The sequence below is a fragment of the Mucilaginibacter pineti genome (assembly GCF_900101875.1).
In the GTDB taxonomy this organism is placed as follows: domain Bacteria; phylum Bacteroidota; class Bacteroidia; order Sphingobacteriales; family Sphingobacteriaceae; genus Mucilaginibacter; species Mucilaginibacter pineti.
Window position 1 is genome coordinate 668,256 of record NZ_FNAI01000002.1, and the last position, 15,370, is coordinate 683,625.

Annotated in this window: 12 protein-coding genes; 5 read left to right on the top strand and 7 right to left on the bottom strand. The window is 42.6% G+C overall.

Annotated features, from left to right (window positions below; genetic code table 11):
* Nucleotides 1-3: 3 nt before the first annotated feature.
* From BLS59_RS07045 to BLS59_RS07055, 3 genes are read left to right on the top strand one after another with little or no spacing between them, the layout of a single operon-like run.
* The gene (locus BLS59_RS07045) at nt 4-1,065 is read left to right on the top strand and encodes a fasciclin domain-containing protein (protein ID WP_091146764.1); all 1,062 of its coding nucleotides are present in this window, start codon (nt 4-6) and stop codon (nt 1,063-1,065) included.
* Nucleotides 1,066-1,075: 10 nt separating this feature from the next.
* Nucleotides 1,076-2,062: a fasciclin domain-containing protein gene (locus tag BLS59_RS07050; protein WP_162842572.1), complete on the top strand. Its 987-nt coding sequence runs from the start codon at nt 1,076-1,078 to the stop codon at nt 2,060-2,062.
* A gap of 59 nt (nt 2,063-2,121) precedes the next feature.
* Nucleotides 2,122-5,421, top strand: a complete 3,300-nt coding sequence (locus BLS59_RS07055) for a TonB-dependent receptor (RefSeq protein ID WP_091146771.1) — start codon at nt 2,122-2,124, stop codon at nt 5,419-5,421.
* 317 nt (nt 5,422-5,738) lie between these two features.
* Here BLS59_RS07055 and BLS59_RS07060 read toward each other — a convergent pair whose 3' ends face one another.
* The 5 genes from BLS59_RS07060 to BLS59_RS07080 all read right to left on the bottom strand — a co-directional run bounded on the left by BLS59_RS07060 (nt 5,739) and on the right by BLS59_RS07080 (nt 12,389).
* Complete coding sequence (locus tag BLS59_RS07060; protein WP_091146774.1) at nt 5,739-8,984, bottom strand: CHAT domain-containing tetratricopeptide repeat protein; 3,246 nt, start codon at nt 8,982-8,984, stop codon at nt 5,739-5,741.
* A 35-nt stretch (nt 8,985-9,019) separates the two neighbouring features.
* On the bottom strand, nt 9,020-9,946 hold the full coding sequence (locus tag BLS59_RS07065; protein ID WP_091146778.1) for a sensor histidine kinase: 927 nt from the start codon (nt 9,944-9,946) through the stop codon (nt 9,020-9,022).
* Between the two features lie 56 nt (nt 9,947-10,002).
* The gene (locus tag BLS59_RS07070) at nt 10,003-11,010 is read right to left on the bottom strand and encodes a tetratricopeptide repeat protein (protein WP_091146782.1); all 1,008 of its coding nucleotides are present in this window, start codon (nt 11,008-11,010) and stop codon (nt 10,003-10,005) included.
* Nucleotides 11,011-11,098: 88 nt separating this feature from the next.
* Complete coding sequence (locus BLS59_RS31505) at nt 11,099-11,275, bottom strand: hypothetical protein (protein ID WP_162842573.1); 177 nt, start codon at nt 11,273-11,275, stop codon at nt 11,099-11,101.
* A 382-nt stretch (nt 11,276-11,657) separates the two neighbouring features.
* Nucleotides 11,658-12,389 (bottom strand): hypothetical protein, encoded by a 732-nt coding sequence (locus tag BLS59_RS07080; protein WP_091146796.1) that lies wholly within the window; start codon nt 12,387-12,389, stop codon nt 11,658-11,660.
* A 12-nt stretch (nt 12,390-12,401) separates the two neighbouring features.
* Between BLS59_RS07080 and BLS59_RS07085 the strand changes: the two genes are divergently transcribed.
* Nucleotides 12,402-13,355 (top strand): hypothetical protein, encoded by a 954-nt coding sequence (locus BLS59_RS07085; protein WP_091146800.1) that lies wholly within the window; start codon nt 12,402-12,404, stop codon nt 13,353-13,355.
* The gene (locus BLS59_RS07090; RefSeq protein WP_091146803.1) at nt 13,342-13,776 is read left to right on the top strand and encodes a hypothetical protein; all 435 of its coding nucleotides are present in this window, start codon (nt 13,342-13,344) and stop codon (nt 13,774-13,776) included. Before BLS59_RS07085 ends, BLS59_RS07090 begins: the two co-directional genes overlap by 14 nt.
* Before the next feature lie 21 nt (nt 13,777-13,797).
* Here the strand turns inward: BLS59_RS07090 and BLS59_RS07095 are convergent, their stop codons facing one another.
* Both BLS59_RS07095 and BLS59_RS07100 read right to left on the bottom strand, forming a co-directional pair.
* On the bottom strand, nt 13,798-14,370 hold the full coding sequence (locus tag BLS59_RS07095) for an outer membrane beta-barrel protein (RefSeq protein WP_091146807.1): 573 nt from the start codon (nt 14,368-14,370) through the stop codon (nt 13,798-13,800).
* Between the two features lie 51 nt (nt 14,371-14,421).
* Nucleotides 14,422-15,369 (bottom strand): CsgG/HfaB family protein, encoded by a 948-nt coding sequence (locus BLS59_RS07100; RefSeq protein WP_091146811.1) that lies wholly within the window; start codon nt 15,367-15,369, stop codon nt 14,422-14,424.
* Nucleotide 15,370 lies beyond the last annotated feature (1 nt).

The window sequence follows — 15,370 nt, forward strand, 5'->3', positions numbered from 1 at the left end:
ACGATGATAATCAACCTACATAAAATACCTGTCTGGTTAAAAGCGGCTGTTTGTTTAATACTGCTTGTTATAACCATAGCCGGCTGTAAAAAAGACACGCCACAGGCATCAAACCAAACATTGGATGGCAGTACTATCAAGTTTGTATTGAACGATAATTTTACTTTCGGTGTGGTTTACGCTGCACTTACCAGTGTTAGCTTGCAGGATAGCCTTGCAAAACCCGGTCCCTATACCTTTTTGGCACCGAATAATGATGCTTACGCTTTGATCCATGTTGCCTATCCGGCTACAATGTACAGTTTCGCTTACGTTCCGCCGGCAGTTATGCTAAACACCATGCGCTATAATACCCTGGATGGAAGAATATCATTTAAAAATATCCCGTTAACCGAGAATAAACCTTATAAAACGCATACCGGCGGTAATATTTATGTTAGCAAATACCTTGATGGTACTGATACGGTTACCACTATTAATGGTGTAAAACTAACCAGCATGGATAACCCGGCTTCTAATGGTTTTATACAGGTGATGCCGAAGGTGATGAACCCGGAGATATACCCCAATGCGGTGGCTTATCTTCATAGTGATACTACGCTTAGCTTATTTGCCGCTGCCCTGCAACGTTCGGGGCTCGACAAGTCGTTACTGCAGGGCAATGATGTATACACATTGTTAGCGCCATCAAACAACGCATTTCAGCGATCCGGGAAATTGGGCACAAATTTAGGAGTAAGCACGTTAGATAGCATATTGATGGCCGATCCGGTAAAACTTGCCAACCTGCTAAAATACCATACCATTAAGGGCCGGTATTTTGATGGTGATCTTTTCCGGTATGCCAAAACCAATCCCACGGGGATAGCTACATTGAACACCGGCAAGGTGATCATAGGCGGAGATCCGGGCGGATTTCATACCATTACCTTTTTAGGCAACGGTAACCAAGGTATCCCGTCGGGCATCGCAGTGCCTTTATCCTATAATCCCGTTACTAATAATGTTAACATACCCTGTGGAAACGCCGTGGTACACATCATTAACCAGCTACTCATCCCATAAAGAATTTATCATGGAAATAAAATTCAACTATCTTAAAAAAATGAACATAAACAGGCAACGGGTTATGTTGATGATGGCGTTTTTGCTCCCGCTGTTCTTCTTTGCATCATGCAAAAAAGAACAAACCGGAACAACAAACAAAGCCAAACTTTCAGTTTTTCAATATATCGGCCAAAATAACCAACTAAGTCTTTACCAGGCCGCTTTAAAAAGAGCGGGGATGTACAATGCGGAAACATTTAGCAATGGTGGTCCGTTTACTGTTTTTGTCCCGGTTGATTCTGCTTTCATCGGCGCGGGCCTTACGCTCGATAGTATTAACAAGTACGACCCGCAAGCTCTGGCCATGGCCTTAAAATACGGAATTGTTTATGGCAAGATCAGCAGTGGCAGCCTGGTTGGTTTTTATGCAGAAGATGTGAGCGCGTTAGACTCACTCTATAAACCCAACCTTGTAAAAAATTATTACGGTGTATTTTTTAACGGAGTACCACTTGTCCCCGGCGGTAGTATCGATTTGAACGATGGTGTGGTGCAGGAATTACAAAAGGTAGCGCTACCACCAGCAGGCTCACTGCTTGATATTATTAAAAAAACGCCAAACCTTACACTTTTGGCTGCTGCTATTAAAGTATCAAATCTCGAAAACAAGTACGCTACAATTGGTGTAAATTCAACTTATTGGGCTTTACTTGCGCCTACCGATGATGCTTTTAAAAAATTTGGCTATCCTGATGTGGCATCCATCAACGCCGATCCGTCAAAACTACCATTGATTTTGCAGGCAAACACGTTAGGTTCGGCACAAAAGCTGTTTACATCATCGTTTCTGGGTGGTTATGCTATTGGTGGCAAGGGTTTTTATGTAGAGGCCGATGGGTTTACCCTCATATCTGTAGGAAACACAACGCCAATCCATATTATTCATGGTAATATAGTAGCTACCAATGGAGTGTTACATGTGGTGGACCAGGTACCTGCACCATTCGGTTTTTAACAAACACAATACGGTAGTTTAAAAAAGCCGCTTGTCAGCAATAAGATCAATATTAAAAAATGAAAAAGATATACACTATGAAATACTTCATACAGGCATGCCTTTGCTTTATAATTTGCATTGCAGGTCAAAACATACATGCCCAGGAAACGAGTGGTGGTTTGCGTGGCCAGGTATTAGATGCCTCCAACCAGCCCCTGCCGGGGGGAACAGTAACGGCGGTGCATACAGCATCGGGTACGAAATACAGCACGGCCACTGACAAAAACGGGAGGTATAACCTGCCAGGTTTACGGGTAGGAGGACCTTACACGATAGAAGTAAAATTCCTGAGCATGAACACGGAAACCAGGACGATTGAGCAGATTAGCCTGGGCGACCCGCTGACGCTGAACTTTATTTTAACCGACAATACTAAAACGTTGAGCGAGGTAGTAGTAAAGGGTACAAAAAGCGGCCCGAAAGCGAATAACTATGGCGCAGGGCAAAACATCTCCCGCGACCAGATCAAGAATCAGCCCACCATTAGCCGGAGTATAACGGATATCACTAAAATGGTGCCGCAGGGTTCCAAGGATAACTCCTTTGCCGGTACCAACTTCAGGTATAACAACGTAACGATAGATGGTGCAATCAATAACGACGCGATTGGCTTCAGTCCCTCGGCAGGGGGGCAAACGGGTTCCTCGGGCATGCCGGGCTCATCTACCCGTACCAACCCCGTATCGCTGGACGCGATAGAAGCTATCCAGGTGTATATCGCGCCTTACGATGTAAAGATCGGTAACTTTACAGGGGGAAGTATCAATGCGGTAAGCCGTTCAGGTACTAACGAAGTACACGGCTCTGTTTACGGTTTCGGAAGAAACGCCAGTTTGGTTGGTCCGGATAACACCGGAACGGAGCTTAACAAAAAACTACCATCGGCCTTTCATGATTACCAGACCGGTTTCCGTTTAGGCTTTCCGCTGATCAAGAACAAGCTGTTCTTTTTCACCAATGAGGAGATAACCCGCAGGCAAGATCCAGTACTGGAAGTTGCAGGCAGCCCGGCCACCGCCGGTATTCTGAGCGCTGCTGACGCGCAGAAGATTATCGATTACTCGATCAAAAATTACAACTTCGATCCGGGCACGGCAGGTCAGTATAACTCCAGTTCCAACTCCATCAAATTCTTTAATCGTTTGGACTGGAACATCGACGACAAAAGCCAGCTGGCCATCCGTAACAACTATATCCGCTCGGATGCGATCAATATGGAGCGTGACCAGTTCGATTTTCGTTTCGGCAGCATCGCCTATAGACAGAACAATAACCAGAACTCCACGGTTGCCGAACTGAAAACAAGGTTCAGAAATAATTTTTCCAACAGCGCAGTAGTAGGTTATACCACCATTCATGATTACCGCACCCCAACCAGCGACCCATCGTTCCCGCAGGTACAGATTGTGGGTAATACCCCCGGCTCCACCATTTTTTTTGGTACAGACCGTGAGGCTTCCATCTTCAACATGAAGCAAAATACCATAGAGATCACTGATAACCTGGTATGGAACTTAGGCAAACATACGCTTACGGTTGGTACACATAACGAACTGTACAAGATCAATTACGGCTTTGTGAATGCCTGGAACGGTAGGGTAACCTATCAAAGCATCGGCGATTTTCTGAACAACAACCCCGAGCGGGTACAGGGGAGCTATAACTACACGGATAACAGCAGGAATTATATCCTGGCTAATCCCGGTGCTAAGTTTAATATCAACTTTTACAGCGCTTATATACAGGATGAAATACAGATATCTGACAGGTTCAGGTTTATACCCGGCATCAGGTTTGATTACCAGGATGTACCAACAAAGCAAGTATTAAGTGATAAAACACGTAACGCTTTTACCGATCCGTACTTTGGTACCAGCTATACTTATACACCGCTAAACCAGATCAGCGGGAATTACCTTGGTAAGGTTCAGGCCTCGCCCCGGGTGGGTTTCCGTTTTGATGCCTATAACGATCAAACATTGGTGCTGCGTGGCGGTTTAGGTATGTTTACTTCACGCATACCATTTGCATGGCTGGGTTATGCTTTTTATAATAACGGCAATACTTATGGCTCTTATGATCAAAAAACGGATGGTAACCCGCCTTATGTTTTCAATGGCAACCCGCTTAAACATCAGCCAGGAACCGGTATAGGCGGCTTTGCAGGTCAAAATGGCCAGGTCATAAACGAAGTTAACGCCGGTAAAACACAGGTAGATGCCGTTGATAACAATTTTACCATGCCAAAGGTATTGAGAGGCAGCTTGGCGTTGGACTACAAGGATCAGGCAGGCTTTAAATACACGGTAGAAGGAATCTATACAAAAACTATAAAAGATGTAATTTTCAGGCAAGTAAACTTAACCGATAACCCAACATATTTTGCTTATGATACCGCTGCTACGCAAAGGAAACAGCCAATTTTTCCGGGACAAAACCCGCGAAATCCACAGTTTGCCAATGCCTATGAAATGAGTAATACCTCGCAGGGTTACCGGTATAGCATTACCGGGCAGATAGCCAGGAACTTTGACAACGGCTTCGGTTTTTCAGCGGCCTATACTTATGGTAAATCCAAAGACGTATCCAATGGGATAAGGAATTCTTTTGAATCTAACTGGCAATTAAACCAGGCACTGAACCCGAATAACCCGCAGTTGGCCAACTCTAATTTCGACATCCGCAACCGGATCGTGGTAAGCGCCAATTACCGTAAAGCATGGAATAAAATGTGGGTAAGTAATTTCTCTTTATTTGTTACTGCACAATCAGGCAGCCCATATACCTATGGATTTGTAAACTATACCCCACAGAATACGCCGCAACAAATAGGATTGGCTTATATCCCGGCAAGGGGCGAATCGGCCAACTTCTTCGCGGCCACTTCAACGCAGACGGTGCAGCAGCAGGCAGACGCATTTGACAGCTTCATTGATCATGACAAATACCTGAGCACGCGCAGAGGTACATTTACCGAACGTAACGCGGCAAGAACACCCTGGAACAATAATGCCGATTTCCACTTCGCGCAGGATATCAACTTTAACACGGATAAGGACGCTTCAAAACTACAGACTCTTACCATCAGTGTAGACATTATGAACCTGACGAATCTGGTAGATAAGAACTGGGGTAAAGTATATTTTTCACCAAATACTTATAACTCCACATCAAGCGTAGGATTGATACCCTATATTCCTGCCCGGTCATCACAGGGCTATCCCCTGTACCAGTTTGTAAACCCGGGCGTGCCATATTCTGTTGATCCGCTGGCCTCAAGATGGCAGATGCAGTTAGGAGCAAGATATACCTTTTAAAGCTTAAACACTTATATACTTTATCACAGTAAACCAGGGCGGGAACTGAAAAGCCTGCCCTTTTTATTCTGCTTGATCCGTTTTAATTTGGGTGGGCGAATCGTTTGGAATTTTCTTTAAAGTGAAAATAACTCACTGATAATCATTTGGTTATTAAAAAAGTGCTCAGGGTGGGAATTGAATTGTTTATGTAAGTTATTGATTTTAAATATGTTGAAAAGTTTAAAATAGGCTATTCAATGAATCGTTCAATAAACACATATCGACCGTTGCCAATAACGTTACAACGATAATATAGCAATTAACCGGCTATGACGTTATTCTATTAAAACCATGCCCGCCCAGTTATAAGGCGGGTTATTTTTCCTGATGCCAAGCTGTGCCGATTTAAATGCCTGATAAATAGATGTGCCATTGCTTAACTTTTGTGGATAAAATGATTTGGTTAGCTGTATGGTTTCGGGCAGGGGTAAACTCCATAAGCTTAGTAGCATATTTTGTACACCGGCCAGCTTAAAGCCCCGTTGTAAACCAAAAACACCCTCGGCCCCTTTAATATCGCCAAGCGCCGTTTCACAGGCAGCAAGCACCACCAGTTCGGTATTGCTTAAATCAAGGCCGGCAATTTCATAGGCTGTAACTATACCGTCTTCTTTACCCTCAATGGGTGCGCTACCGCTCCAAACCCGGTTTGCATTGGCCATGATTATACCACTCCTGAACATCGGGTTATCGGCAACCGTTGATTGCGTTTCGGCAGAATCCTGAATGGTATTATCCGCCGACTTTGCAAAGCCGTGCGTAGCTATGTATAACAACCGCGGCGATTTACCGCTCAGTTGCTTCAGGCTTTCTTCTGTAGCGTTGAGGCCTGTAATAAGCCGTGTACTTTCTTTTTCTGATTTATACAGATCATTTAGTGAATTAACCTCGTCAAGGGTGCCGGGTAAAGCAGGCCAAAAGCTTCCTGAACCTTCTTTTACACCGTAATTTATAGCTGCGTATAGCACGGCAGTTGGCTTATTATAGGTTGAGGTAGACTTCTTTTGCTCGGCAAGTTGTCTTATGCTGTTAAACTGTCGTATTTCATATTTATCAATAAAATAATTATCCTTATCGGCCGGCAATGCATTAAAGTTTATACGGCAAAGCAAGCCCGTTGGGGCAATTACAATTTTGTTGCTCCCATTTAAAAACGGCCTAATGGGGCCCCATACTAACTTATACAACTCGTCGCTTTTTCTGCCGGTTATTTTATTACTGCCCGGGGTTAGTCCATCACCATAAAACGAGGTTATAAATTGCTTCGATGAGGTTTTTGCCGCCGATAATAGCACCGTTAATTTTCTTTCTTCGCAAAGCGGAACAAACCGGGGAGTCGCCGCACCTGGGGCGATAACGAATGCGCCGTACCAGGTAGAATCCGTCCATCTTTTACGGTAATATTTAAAGCGTACAAACTCAATGGCAACTTCATCGGTGGTTAATTTATTCTGGATCTGTTTGAAATCGATTCTGTTGTTTTGACGGTAACTGGCAAATGAGCCCGATAGCTGGTTAATTTGTTTTTCCTGTTCATTGGCAATACTGCCCAGGCTATCAATAATATGACTTACCCTTGCCGATGCAGGCCTGCTGTACTGCCATGCAATAGCCGACCGGTTACTGCGCCAATCGCGAAGCAGACGCTGTAATTGTGGGTTGCCGTTTTTGCGAATACTTTCAAACAGCTTTTGCTCATCATTTAAAACAAGGCCCTTTAGTTGTAACTGCTGATTGTAGGTTTGCCGCACAAACTCGGCAGACGGATCACGATCTGTAAGCAGGAGGGAGGCGGAGAGATCAAACGCGGAGATCTGATTGTTGAGCAACGCCATTTTTTCCTGCTCACTTAAAAAGCCAAAGTTATCTGTTATGCTGTTCATAACTGGGGCCATTATCTCGGTAAAATACTGTTCGGCTAAATGAAAGCGGTTGGTGCTTTCATATAGTTGGGCAAGTTCAATTACCCGGCCCATATGTTCGGGGTATTTTTCGGCCAGTGTTTTTTTATCATACGCCAATGCCTGTTTCAAAACATCTTCGGCGCCTGTATAATTTCCTCGTAACCTATACAGCTGCCCCAGTTTTTGCAGTGCGCCCAAATAGTGCTGCGACCTTATCATTTTATCATAAGGCGGTTGTTTGGCATATTTTATAATTTTTTGATATTGTGCCTCGGCTTGCGTAGGTTTTCCCATGGCGATATAGGCTTCGGCCAGGCAATTAATTAAAAGCGGGTTGGTTGAACCCGCAAACTTTTTACATGCCTCTGTAATATCATCAACTAAAGTATCATAATCTGCAGTTCGGTTGGTTTCTTTATAAAGTTGTGCTAAAAGTACTTTATTCTGGATGTAAAAAATATCTACTCCCCCTTGTCTTTCGTTTACATTAACCAATTGTTTCATGTTTTCTGATAGCAGCTTAGGTTGGCCCATTTTATCCAAAGCCTGGGATAGCTGTGGGGTCATTATCGACTTGATTATGTCTACATTCGGGTCAACGGCATTGGGTTCCCTATCGTCAACCGCTATAGCTTGTACCATGAGGGCCTCGGCACCTGCGTAGTTCTTCTTTTTTTTATATATGGAAAACAGTCTTTGTACTTCATCCCATGACGCGCTAAGGTCAATTCCATTTCGGTAACCGTCAAACGTTACCAATCCTTGTCTTAACAAATCAAGATCGGCAGCAGCTGGCGGCGTATTGCTGGGGGGATTATCCATAGAACGTATATACGTCTTTATCATTGCATTGAGCATATTGACACCCATAGCATTACTATCAGCTCCAGCCTTTTGCTTTGAAAATTCCTCCCATTGTTCTTCTAATTGCCGTTCCTGTTCTGCGTTATCTGGTTTGGTTTCGGCCATCTCTTTAAGAAGGTTCTCTATAAGAACGTTTGACCCCGGTGCCGCTTTCTCTCCTTTTTTTTTCGCTTTACTATTTGCTGTCAAGCTTTTTTTTAAATCTTCCCTATAATAGGAAGCACTCATTTTATACATATTGCGCATGTAGGTCTTATACTGTTCCTTTTTACTGTAGTGTTTGGCGGTGCCGTATTCAGAAAAAACCAACTCTTCCAGCAATTTTTCGGCACCTTCATCATTGCCCATTTTTTCATATAATTTCGCAAGCTGGAATAAAAAAGTCAGGTGCATGTGAATGTTTTCCAAACCCCTATCCCCGGCTAAAGCTCGTTTTAACAATAATTCCGATTTTGAAAAGTTGCCTACAAGTTCATACGTCACGGCCAAATTGCCCAATTCGTGTAGGTAATTCACTTTTTTTGTCGAATCTCTGTCGCTAATAGCCTTAAGCGAATCGACCCTTTTTGTAAGGATAGGGATAACTTCGTTGAATTTTCCCTGGTATTGTAATCTTACGACTTTAAACATGCTACCCAGGGCCCGTAGCTCCGCTTTTTCTTTTGGGTCGAAATCCTGCCCGTTGTTTTGTGCAAACGCGGTATAGCCTGGGCATAGCAATAGCATCATTAAAAAAAGCTTTTGGATTTTCATGGTGTTAATTGATGGATAGGGGGGGATTACTGCTATTAAATATTTATTTCAAATTTGTAAGAGGTGCCATTACCACTGCTAACATTCATTTGCGCGCCAAGCTGCCTTGTCATTAAATTTACCAGTTTAAGGCCAAATGATACCTCATCTTTTTTGTGAACGTGCGGTATTCCTTTGCCGTTGTCATACAGACTGAGTAATATTTTTGATTTTCCCGATTTTTGTATCCCCAGATAAATTTCGCCGGGCTTATCGTCAAAGGCATATTTAAAGGCGTTTGTTGCCAGCTCATTTACTATAAGGCCAATAGCCACAGCCTTATCTGCCTCCAACATCAGCGGACTTATCTCTATTTTAAGCTCAACGTTTTTTGCCTTATCGCCGCCAAAAGATGCCTTTACATGATGTAGTAATTTGGTTAAATACTCCTCCATTTCTATTTGTGTGGTGCTATGGTCATGATACAGCTTATGATGGATAAGGTTCATGGAAGTGAGCCTTGTTTCATTCTCACGCAGCGCGGCTTTTGATTGTTCGTCGCTAAGGCTTTCAATTTGCATGGTGAATAACCCACTCAGGATCTGTAAGTTATTTTTTACCCTATGGTGTAAATCCTTCATCAGCGTTTGAATACGCTGGTTAGCCTTGTTCTTAATACGAAAGCTATTATAAGCTATTACAAAAAACATAAACAACAATACCGCAGCTATGATCAGCACTATGATAGATAGCTTTTGCTGCTTAACTATTTTATTTTGCAGCGTGTTTTGACGATTAAGCGCGGCAATGTTATTCTCCTTTTGCGTGGTTTGGTATTTTATCTCCAGCTCAGAAATGGCCCTGCTTTTTTCAATGCTGAATAAGCTGTCCTTAAGGGCGCCTTTCTTATTATCATACAGCAGCGCGTTTTTATAATCATTAATTTGAGTGAAGATGCTAAACTTTACAGCGTAGGCGTTCATCAATAATTCGGGCAGTTTTAATTGGCGGGCAGCGTTCTCGGTAAGGTTAACAGTTGTTAGGGCCGGCTTGTATTTTTTTGTGCCAGGTAAATGTTGGCCAAATCTAAATTACCGCGGGCTGCATCCTCCTTCATGTTATAGTTAGCAGCAATTTTTAACGACCGGGCAATGTAGGCTTCGGCCTTTTTTAAATTGCCTTTCATTTTTAACGAGTTGCCCAGGTTTTGCAGCGTGAGCACCAGTATGCTGGAGTCTTTTTCATTACGGCGCATGGCCAGGCATTTTGAAAGATAGTATATGGCCGAGTCGGGCTGGTTATCCTGCGTAAAAGCAAATCCCAGGTTGTTTAATGATTGCGCCGTTAAAACTTTATCGCCAATTTTTTGGCGTAGCGCCAAAGCTTTACGGTAGTAGTCCTCACTTTTTTTAAACTCGCTGAGCGACGAAAAGCAAGCCCCCATTGAATTGTATGTGGCCGATAGATCCAACGTATCTTTTAGCTGATGAAAAATATTGGCCGATTGCAGAAAATAGCCATTAGCAGCCTCAAACCGGGAAAGCCTTATTTGGCAAATACCTATATTAACGTAAGTATTGCCAATTCTTTTTTGCAGCTTATTTTTTTTATAGTACGTAACCGCTTGCTGATAATTGGCAATAGCCCGGTTATAATTATTGTTAACATGGTCAATTGCGCCCGTTAATACCAAAAAATCGCCGGCAAGAGAATCAATACCATTTGCTTTGGCTACTGATAATCCTTTTTGCGAAAAGATGCGGGCGTTTTTAAAATCCTGAATGCCCCAATAAAAAAAAGTAATAGTGTTAATACAGGCGAGTTGTTGCCGGGGAAGTTGCTCTTTTGCGGCCAGCAGGTATGCCTCTTGCGCAAATGCTATCCCCTGCTGCGGGTTGTGTTTATAGGCATCCGAAGCTTTTTTTTGTAACGAATCAATCCGCACGCTTGCGTTTTGCGCTACGGCCTTGGGTATAAAACACAGTAAAAATAACAATAAACATCCGAATGAATTAATTAAGGTGCCGGGTTTGCGGGGGATAGTCATATTTGCCTTTAATGTACTTATTATTAGTAACGTTATCCAAATAAAAAGGCTGTAAACCTTTCAATTTACAGCCTGTGATGTGTTTTTATTATGGCTTAGTTGGCGGCGGCGGGGGAGGGGGCAATTGGGGAGGCAATTCGGGCCCGCCATCCATTATTTTTTGTGTTTTTTGTGCCGCTGGTTTAACATCATCTTTTGTACAACTTGCAAATACTGTTACTGCATACATAGCTATTATAGCCATGCCTAATTTTACTGGTTTCATAGTAATTCCTTTTAGCTTTTAGGTAAAAAGGAGAGCAGAGGTCTTTTCGGGAATAAGGGCGCTGTCTACCCTGCTATGTCCACCCGAACCCTGAAAAGACCTTAAGAACGATACAATCTTCGCGCTGACTGTGATGGTAAAATTAGGGCGCTGTAAATGAAACAGATACAGGCGTAGTGCGAACGCACTGCAAAAAAATGCGTACGCATTTTATATTTGTAATTGATTATGAGTTAGTTATGTTGGTATTTGAAATCTGCATCTGCTGGCAAATAAAAACGCTTTATAATGAGAGTTATAAAGTGGTTAAAAAAACGCGTAAAAATGGATTAACCCGTAGGGACAGCTTTGGCAAGCGTTGGGGTCAGAGAAAAGTATCTGGTTATTTTTTATTAAGGTACTGTAGGATAGCCTGGGGTTCAACAGGTTTTACATCATTTGTTCCGGGTTCAATTTGGGCAAAATAAGCAGTGCCGGGTTTGCCTTCTTTTACGTATTTTATTTTTACCCAGGGCGCATCATCACCAAACATAGCATGTGTAGCTACTTTTGTTAAAAATTCGGGTTTTATAAATAAACTCGTCTCGTCGCCTTCGAAAATAAAATCGCCATTGGCGTAAAAACGAATGATACCGTTATCGGGGTTTCTCAAAATAGCAAACCGGCCAAATGGGGCGGATGTGTACAAAACCGGGATGCTTACCGGTTCGGCTATGGTAACAATTGGGCCTTGGTCGTCCGCCGGTCGTTCTTGTTTTGTGGGTTTAACTACGCTGTCGAATTTTTTGTTAAATGACTTATAATCTTTTACCCCTATGTACATAAAAAGCGGGGTGATCTTGTGTTCAAATCCAATGATCATTTCCGGGCTTTTATCAACGAATTTTAATATACGGTTATAACTGTCGCGCAGGTAATTCTGGTAGTCGATCCAATCATTTGCAATTAAACTTGCGGCAATCTGTTCATTAGCCTGCAATTTATCCATCAATTCAAAAGCCCACTTGCTTTTCTTGATCTTCCCATCATTCGGCAACCCGGCTTTCTCAAAACTTTTTTTAAAAAGTGTGTAAGCGGCCAAAGCAGAAAGCGGAATATTGATGGTTTTTTTCATATTTTTAAGCGGATGACAACTAAGATTTTAAAGTTAGTTTTTTTGGCTCTTTTCACGATAGCTATACCCTCATTTGCGCAAAAAAAAATTGATGCCGATAGCCTGGTAATAAGCAGGTATAACAAATGGCTCAAAACATTTCAGTTAGATCAGTTGGTTAGCGCCGCAGAATTTAAAACGGTTAAGTCATGGCCAGCCAACGAAGATGACTCCACCAAAAAAGCAAACGGAACAATTGCAAAGATGCTGGTGTTAAAACCCGCGGACAAATATTCTGACGCGCAAGATTTGGCAACCGCCTGGAACTACGTAAGCGAAGGCTTGAAAAATAAAGGAATAAATTTGCAGGAGCTGATGCTAACCAAACTGGCAAGCTATGCCGAACTGCCGCTTAGCCGGGTAAAAATAATTGAGCATACCGATACCCTTGGTGTTTTTTCACTGAACATTTATTTCGATGGGAAAATTAAAAACAACAATAAGATAAATGTGATCATGGGTGGCGAGTTAACCATCGACTATGATTTTGATGCATCGCCAATAAACTCGATATTAAGTAACAGTTATAGTTTAAAGCGGCCGGTTGCCGGGCTTAGCAAATACCTACCCATATTTAACACCTATTTTAAACAGTATAAACATAAAAACGACGCCAATATTGATGTAAGAACAATGAATAGCGGCAACCATATTTTAGAGTTTAAAATAATTAATGTGGTTGGCCAGATAACCGGCAATTACAATGAAATTATTAAAATTACCATAACTAAGGATAGCGATGATAGGGGTGGAACAAAAATTGGCTACTCGGCTACTGTTTTATATGCCGGGGGGGTATTCCGCGCACCGGATAATGAAGGCGATTATACTGATGCAGCCAATGAGCCCTCGCTTAGCGCCGGCTTAAAAAAGTATAATAAACTGTTAGACGATACTTTTAGACAAATATTCCATGCCGGTTTTTAACGAAGCATCATTAAAAATCCGGCTTGTTAAAATAGGTTTAACAAGCCGGATAACAATTGTTTTAAGCGTTTTTTTACTTACTAAAATAGGCGGCTTCAGTCTTACTACGTTTAGGGAGCTTTTATACATAGTGCTGCCGCTTAGCTGTTTGTATATAACCGTTTTTGTACGGTTTATTAAAAGTAACCTTTATCGTTACCAACAAAAGGGTCAAAAGCTAACCGCCCGTTATATTAACTTTAGCTATTATGGCCTGCTGGCGCTAAACGTTGCTGAAATTTTGCTGATGTGTGGTGAAGCCTTTTTCAGTATGCCAGATCTTAAAAACTTTTTCCTGTATATCGTATCAATTGAATTTGCCTCGGGCATATTTGCGGGTTTGTATATCGTTGACTTGTTTAGTAACAAAGGCAACCCGTAACGGACTGCCTTTGTTTAGTTTTTAAAGCTTAAAGGCAACACCAATATTCAGGAACGATAAACTTTGATAGCCCAGTTCGGCATAAATGCCCGTTTTAGGATTAAAAAAGTATTTGCCGCCTGCAAAAGCGCCAAGTCCTATAGCACTGCCCGCGCTGCCGCTGCTGGAGTAAGGACCTTCTGTTGCGCTTACGTGCACAATAACATATCCCAAACTCGCGCCGCCATAAACGTCAACCCGGTTATCATCAATATCCAGCGCATCGTTTAAGTGATATGATCCGCGGGCACCAATGTAAAGCGCGCTTTCTTTAAAACTATAGCCCGAACCAAAGTAGCTAAAACTGGCTTTTGAGCTTGCATAGGAGAGTTGGCCACCCACGCTTATCTCGTCGGTTATGCCCTTTTCGTATGAAATGGTTGGGTTAACCGGCAACGACGATGAATAGCCCGACCCAAAGAAAGGGCTGCCCAACCCAATACCAATGTTCAATAAGTTATCGCCCTTGTTGTAGACAGCAGTAGTTTGTTGCTGCGCGTACGTGACTGAACTAATTGCACCGAATAATAACAATAAAAGGAAACGTTTTTTCATGATTTTAAATAAAGTTTAGGTTGAAATATTTTTTGATCTGCAGGAGATAACTTACTTTGTTTTGAGTTCTATTTTGCCATTGCCAAAGCCGGTAACTTCGTACTTACTGCCTATGTTTTTGTTAAGCGCGGTTAAAAACTCGTCGGCTGTACCTGTGTGGCTTACCGTGTAGGTGGCAACACCATCGGCCAGGGCTTTTTCCATAGATTTGTAACCTGGTATGCGGCTTAGTATGGCGGTCATGTTGTTAAATGAATTAAAATTGGCATTGTTCAACGTTATTTCGGTTTCATTAGCAGCCGATGAATTGTTTTCGCCTGCGCTTGGATCTGGCAACTCCAGGATATCCTTCTTAGATGCCAAAAACTCAACTGCCTGTATGATGCCCTGTTCGCAGGCATTTTCTACTGCCGGGTCGCTTTTTTGGCTGCTCACCACATTGGCCCCAAATAATCCGAATGACATACCGCGACCTGCCTTGGCCTCTACATTTATTGATTTGGAGAATAAAACCTCCCGTGTTTCGGGGTTTACCATTTTTATAATAAAACCTATTTTGGCCTTATTTGAGCCTACACTTAAAAGCGTGATACCCAGGCCAGTGCTTTTAACGCTGTATTCGGTTACTTCCCCTGTAATAACCACCTGGGCACCAAGTTGCTTCCCTTTTTTAGCTGCTGATTTTTTATTAGCAAATCTGCCTTCGCCGCGCCTTATTTCGTCGTCCATATCTAAGGTATCCTTCAGACTTTCCAAAACACGATAGCAGTTAACCTGCTGCAAGGCGTTGGTTAGCATGGTAGCCAGGCCGCCGCCAAATTCATAAGGCGCGTTGCTTGTAGTTACCGAAAACCGGGGTACAGTTACCCTAAGCCGCTTGGCCATAGGAATATCTTTACATTGCTCCTTAATTTGCTCAAAGGTTACCTTTGCATTTTTTTGCGCTGCCGCAAACTCAATACTAACCAGCGTTAGTAAAATGGTTAAAAATGTTTTCATA

Bases quoted from the DNA above. Each gene is read 5' to 3' on its own strand.
- BLS59_RS07080 (WP_091146796.1), bottom strand. From the start codon at position 12,389: ATGAAAAAAACCATCAATATTCCGCTTTCTGCTTTGGCCGCTTACACA.
- BLS59_RS07065 (WP_091146778.1), bottom strand. From the start codon at position 9,946: ATGAACGCCTACGCTGTAAAGTTTAGCATCTTCACTCAAATTAATGAT.
- BLS59_RS07095 (WP_091146807.1), bottom strand. From the start codon at position 14,370: ATGAAAAAACGTTTCCTTTTATTGTTATTATTCGGTGCAATTAGTTCA.
- BLS59_RS31505 (WP_162842573.1), bottom strand. From the start codon at position 11,275: ATGAAACCAGTAAAATTAGGCATGGCTATAATAGCTATGTATGCAGTA.
- BLS59_RS07070 (WP_091146782.1), bottom strand. From the start codon at position 11,010: ATGACTATCCCCCGCAAACCCGGCACCTTAATTAATTCATTCGGATGT.
- BLS59_RS07050 (WP_162842572.1), top strand. From the start codon at position 1,076: ATGGAAATAAAATTCAACTATCTTAAAAAAATGAACATAAACAGGCAA.
- BLS59_RS07090 (WP_091146803.1), top strand. From the start codon at position 13,342: ATGCCGGTTTTTAACGAAGCATCATTAAAAATCCGGCTTGTTAAAATA.
- BLS59_RS07045 (WP_091146764.1), top strand. From the start codon at position 4: ATGATAATCAACCTACATAAAATACCTGTCTGGTTAAAAGCGGCTGTT.
- BLS59_RS07085 (WP_091146800.1), top strand. From the start codon at position 12,402: ATGACAACTAAGATTTTAAAGTTAGTTTTTTTGGCTCTTTTCACGATA.
- BLS59_RS07060 (WP_091146774.1), bottom strand. From the start codon at position 8,984: ATGAAAATCCAAAAGCTTTTTTTAATGATGCTATTGCTATGCCCAGGC.
- BLS59_RS07055 (WP_091146771.1), top strand. From the start codon at position 2,122: ATGAAAAAGATATACACTATGAAATACTTCATACAGGCATGCCTTTGC.
- BLS59_RS07100 (WP_091146811.1), bottom strand. From the start codon at position 15,369: ATGAAAACATTTTTAACCATTTTACTAACGCTGGTTAGTATTGAGTTT.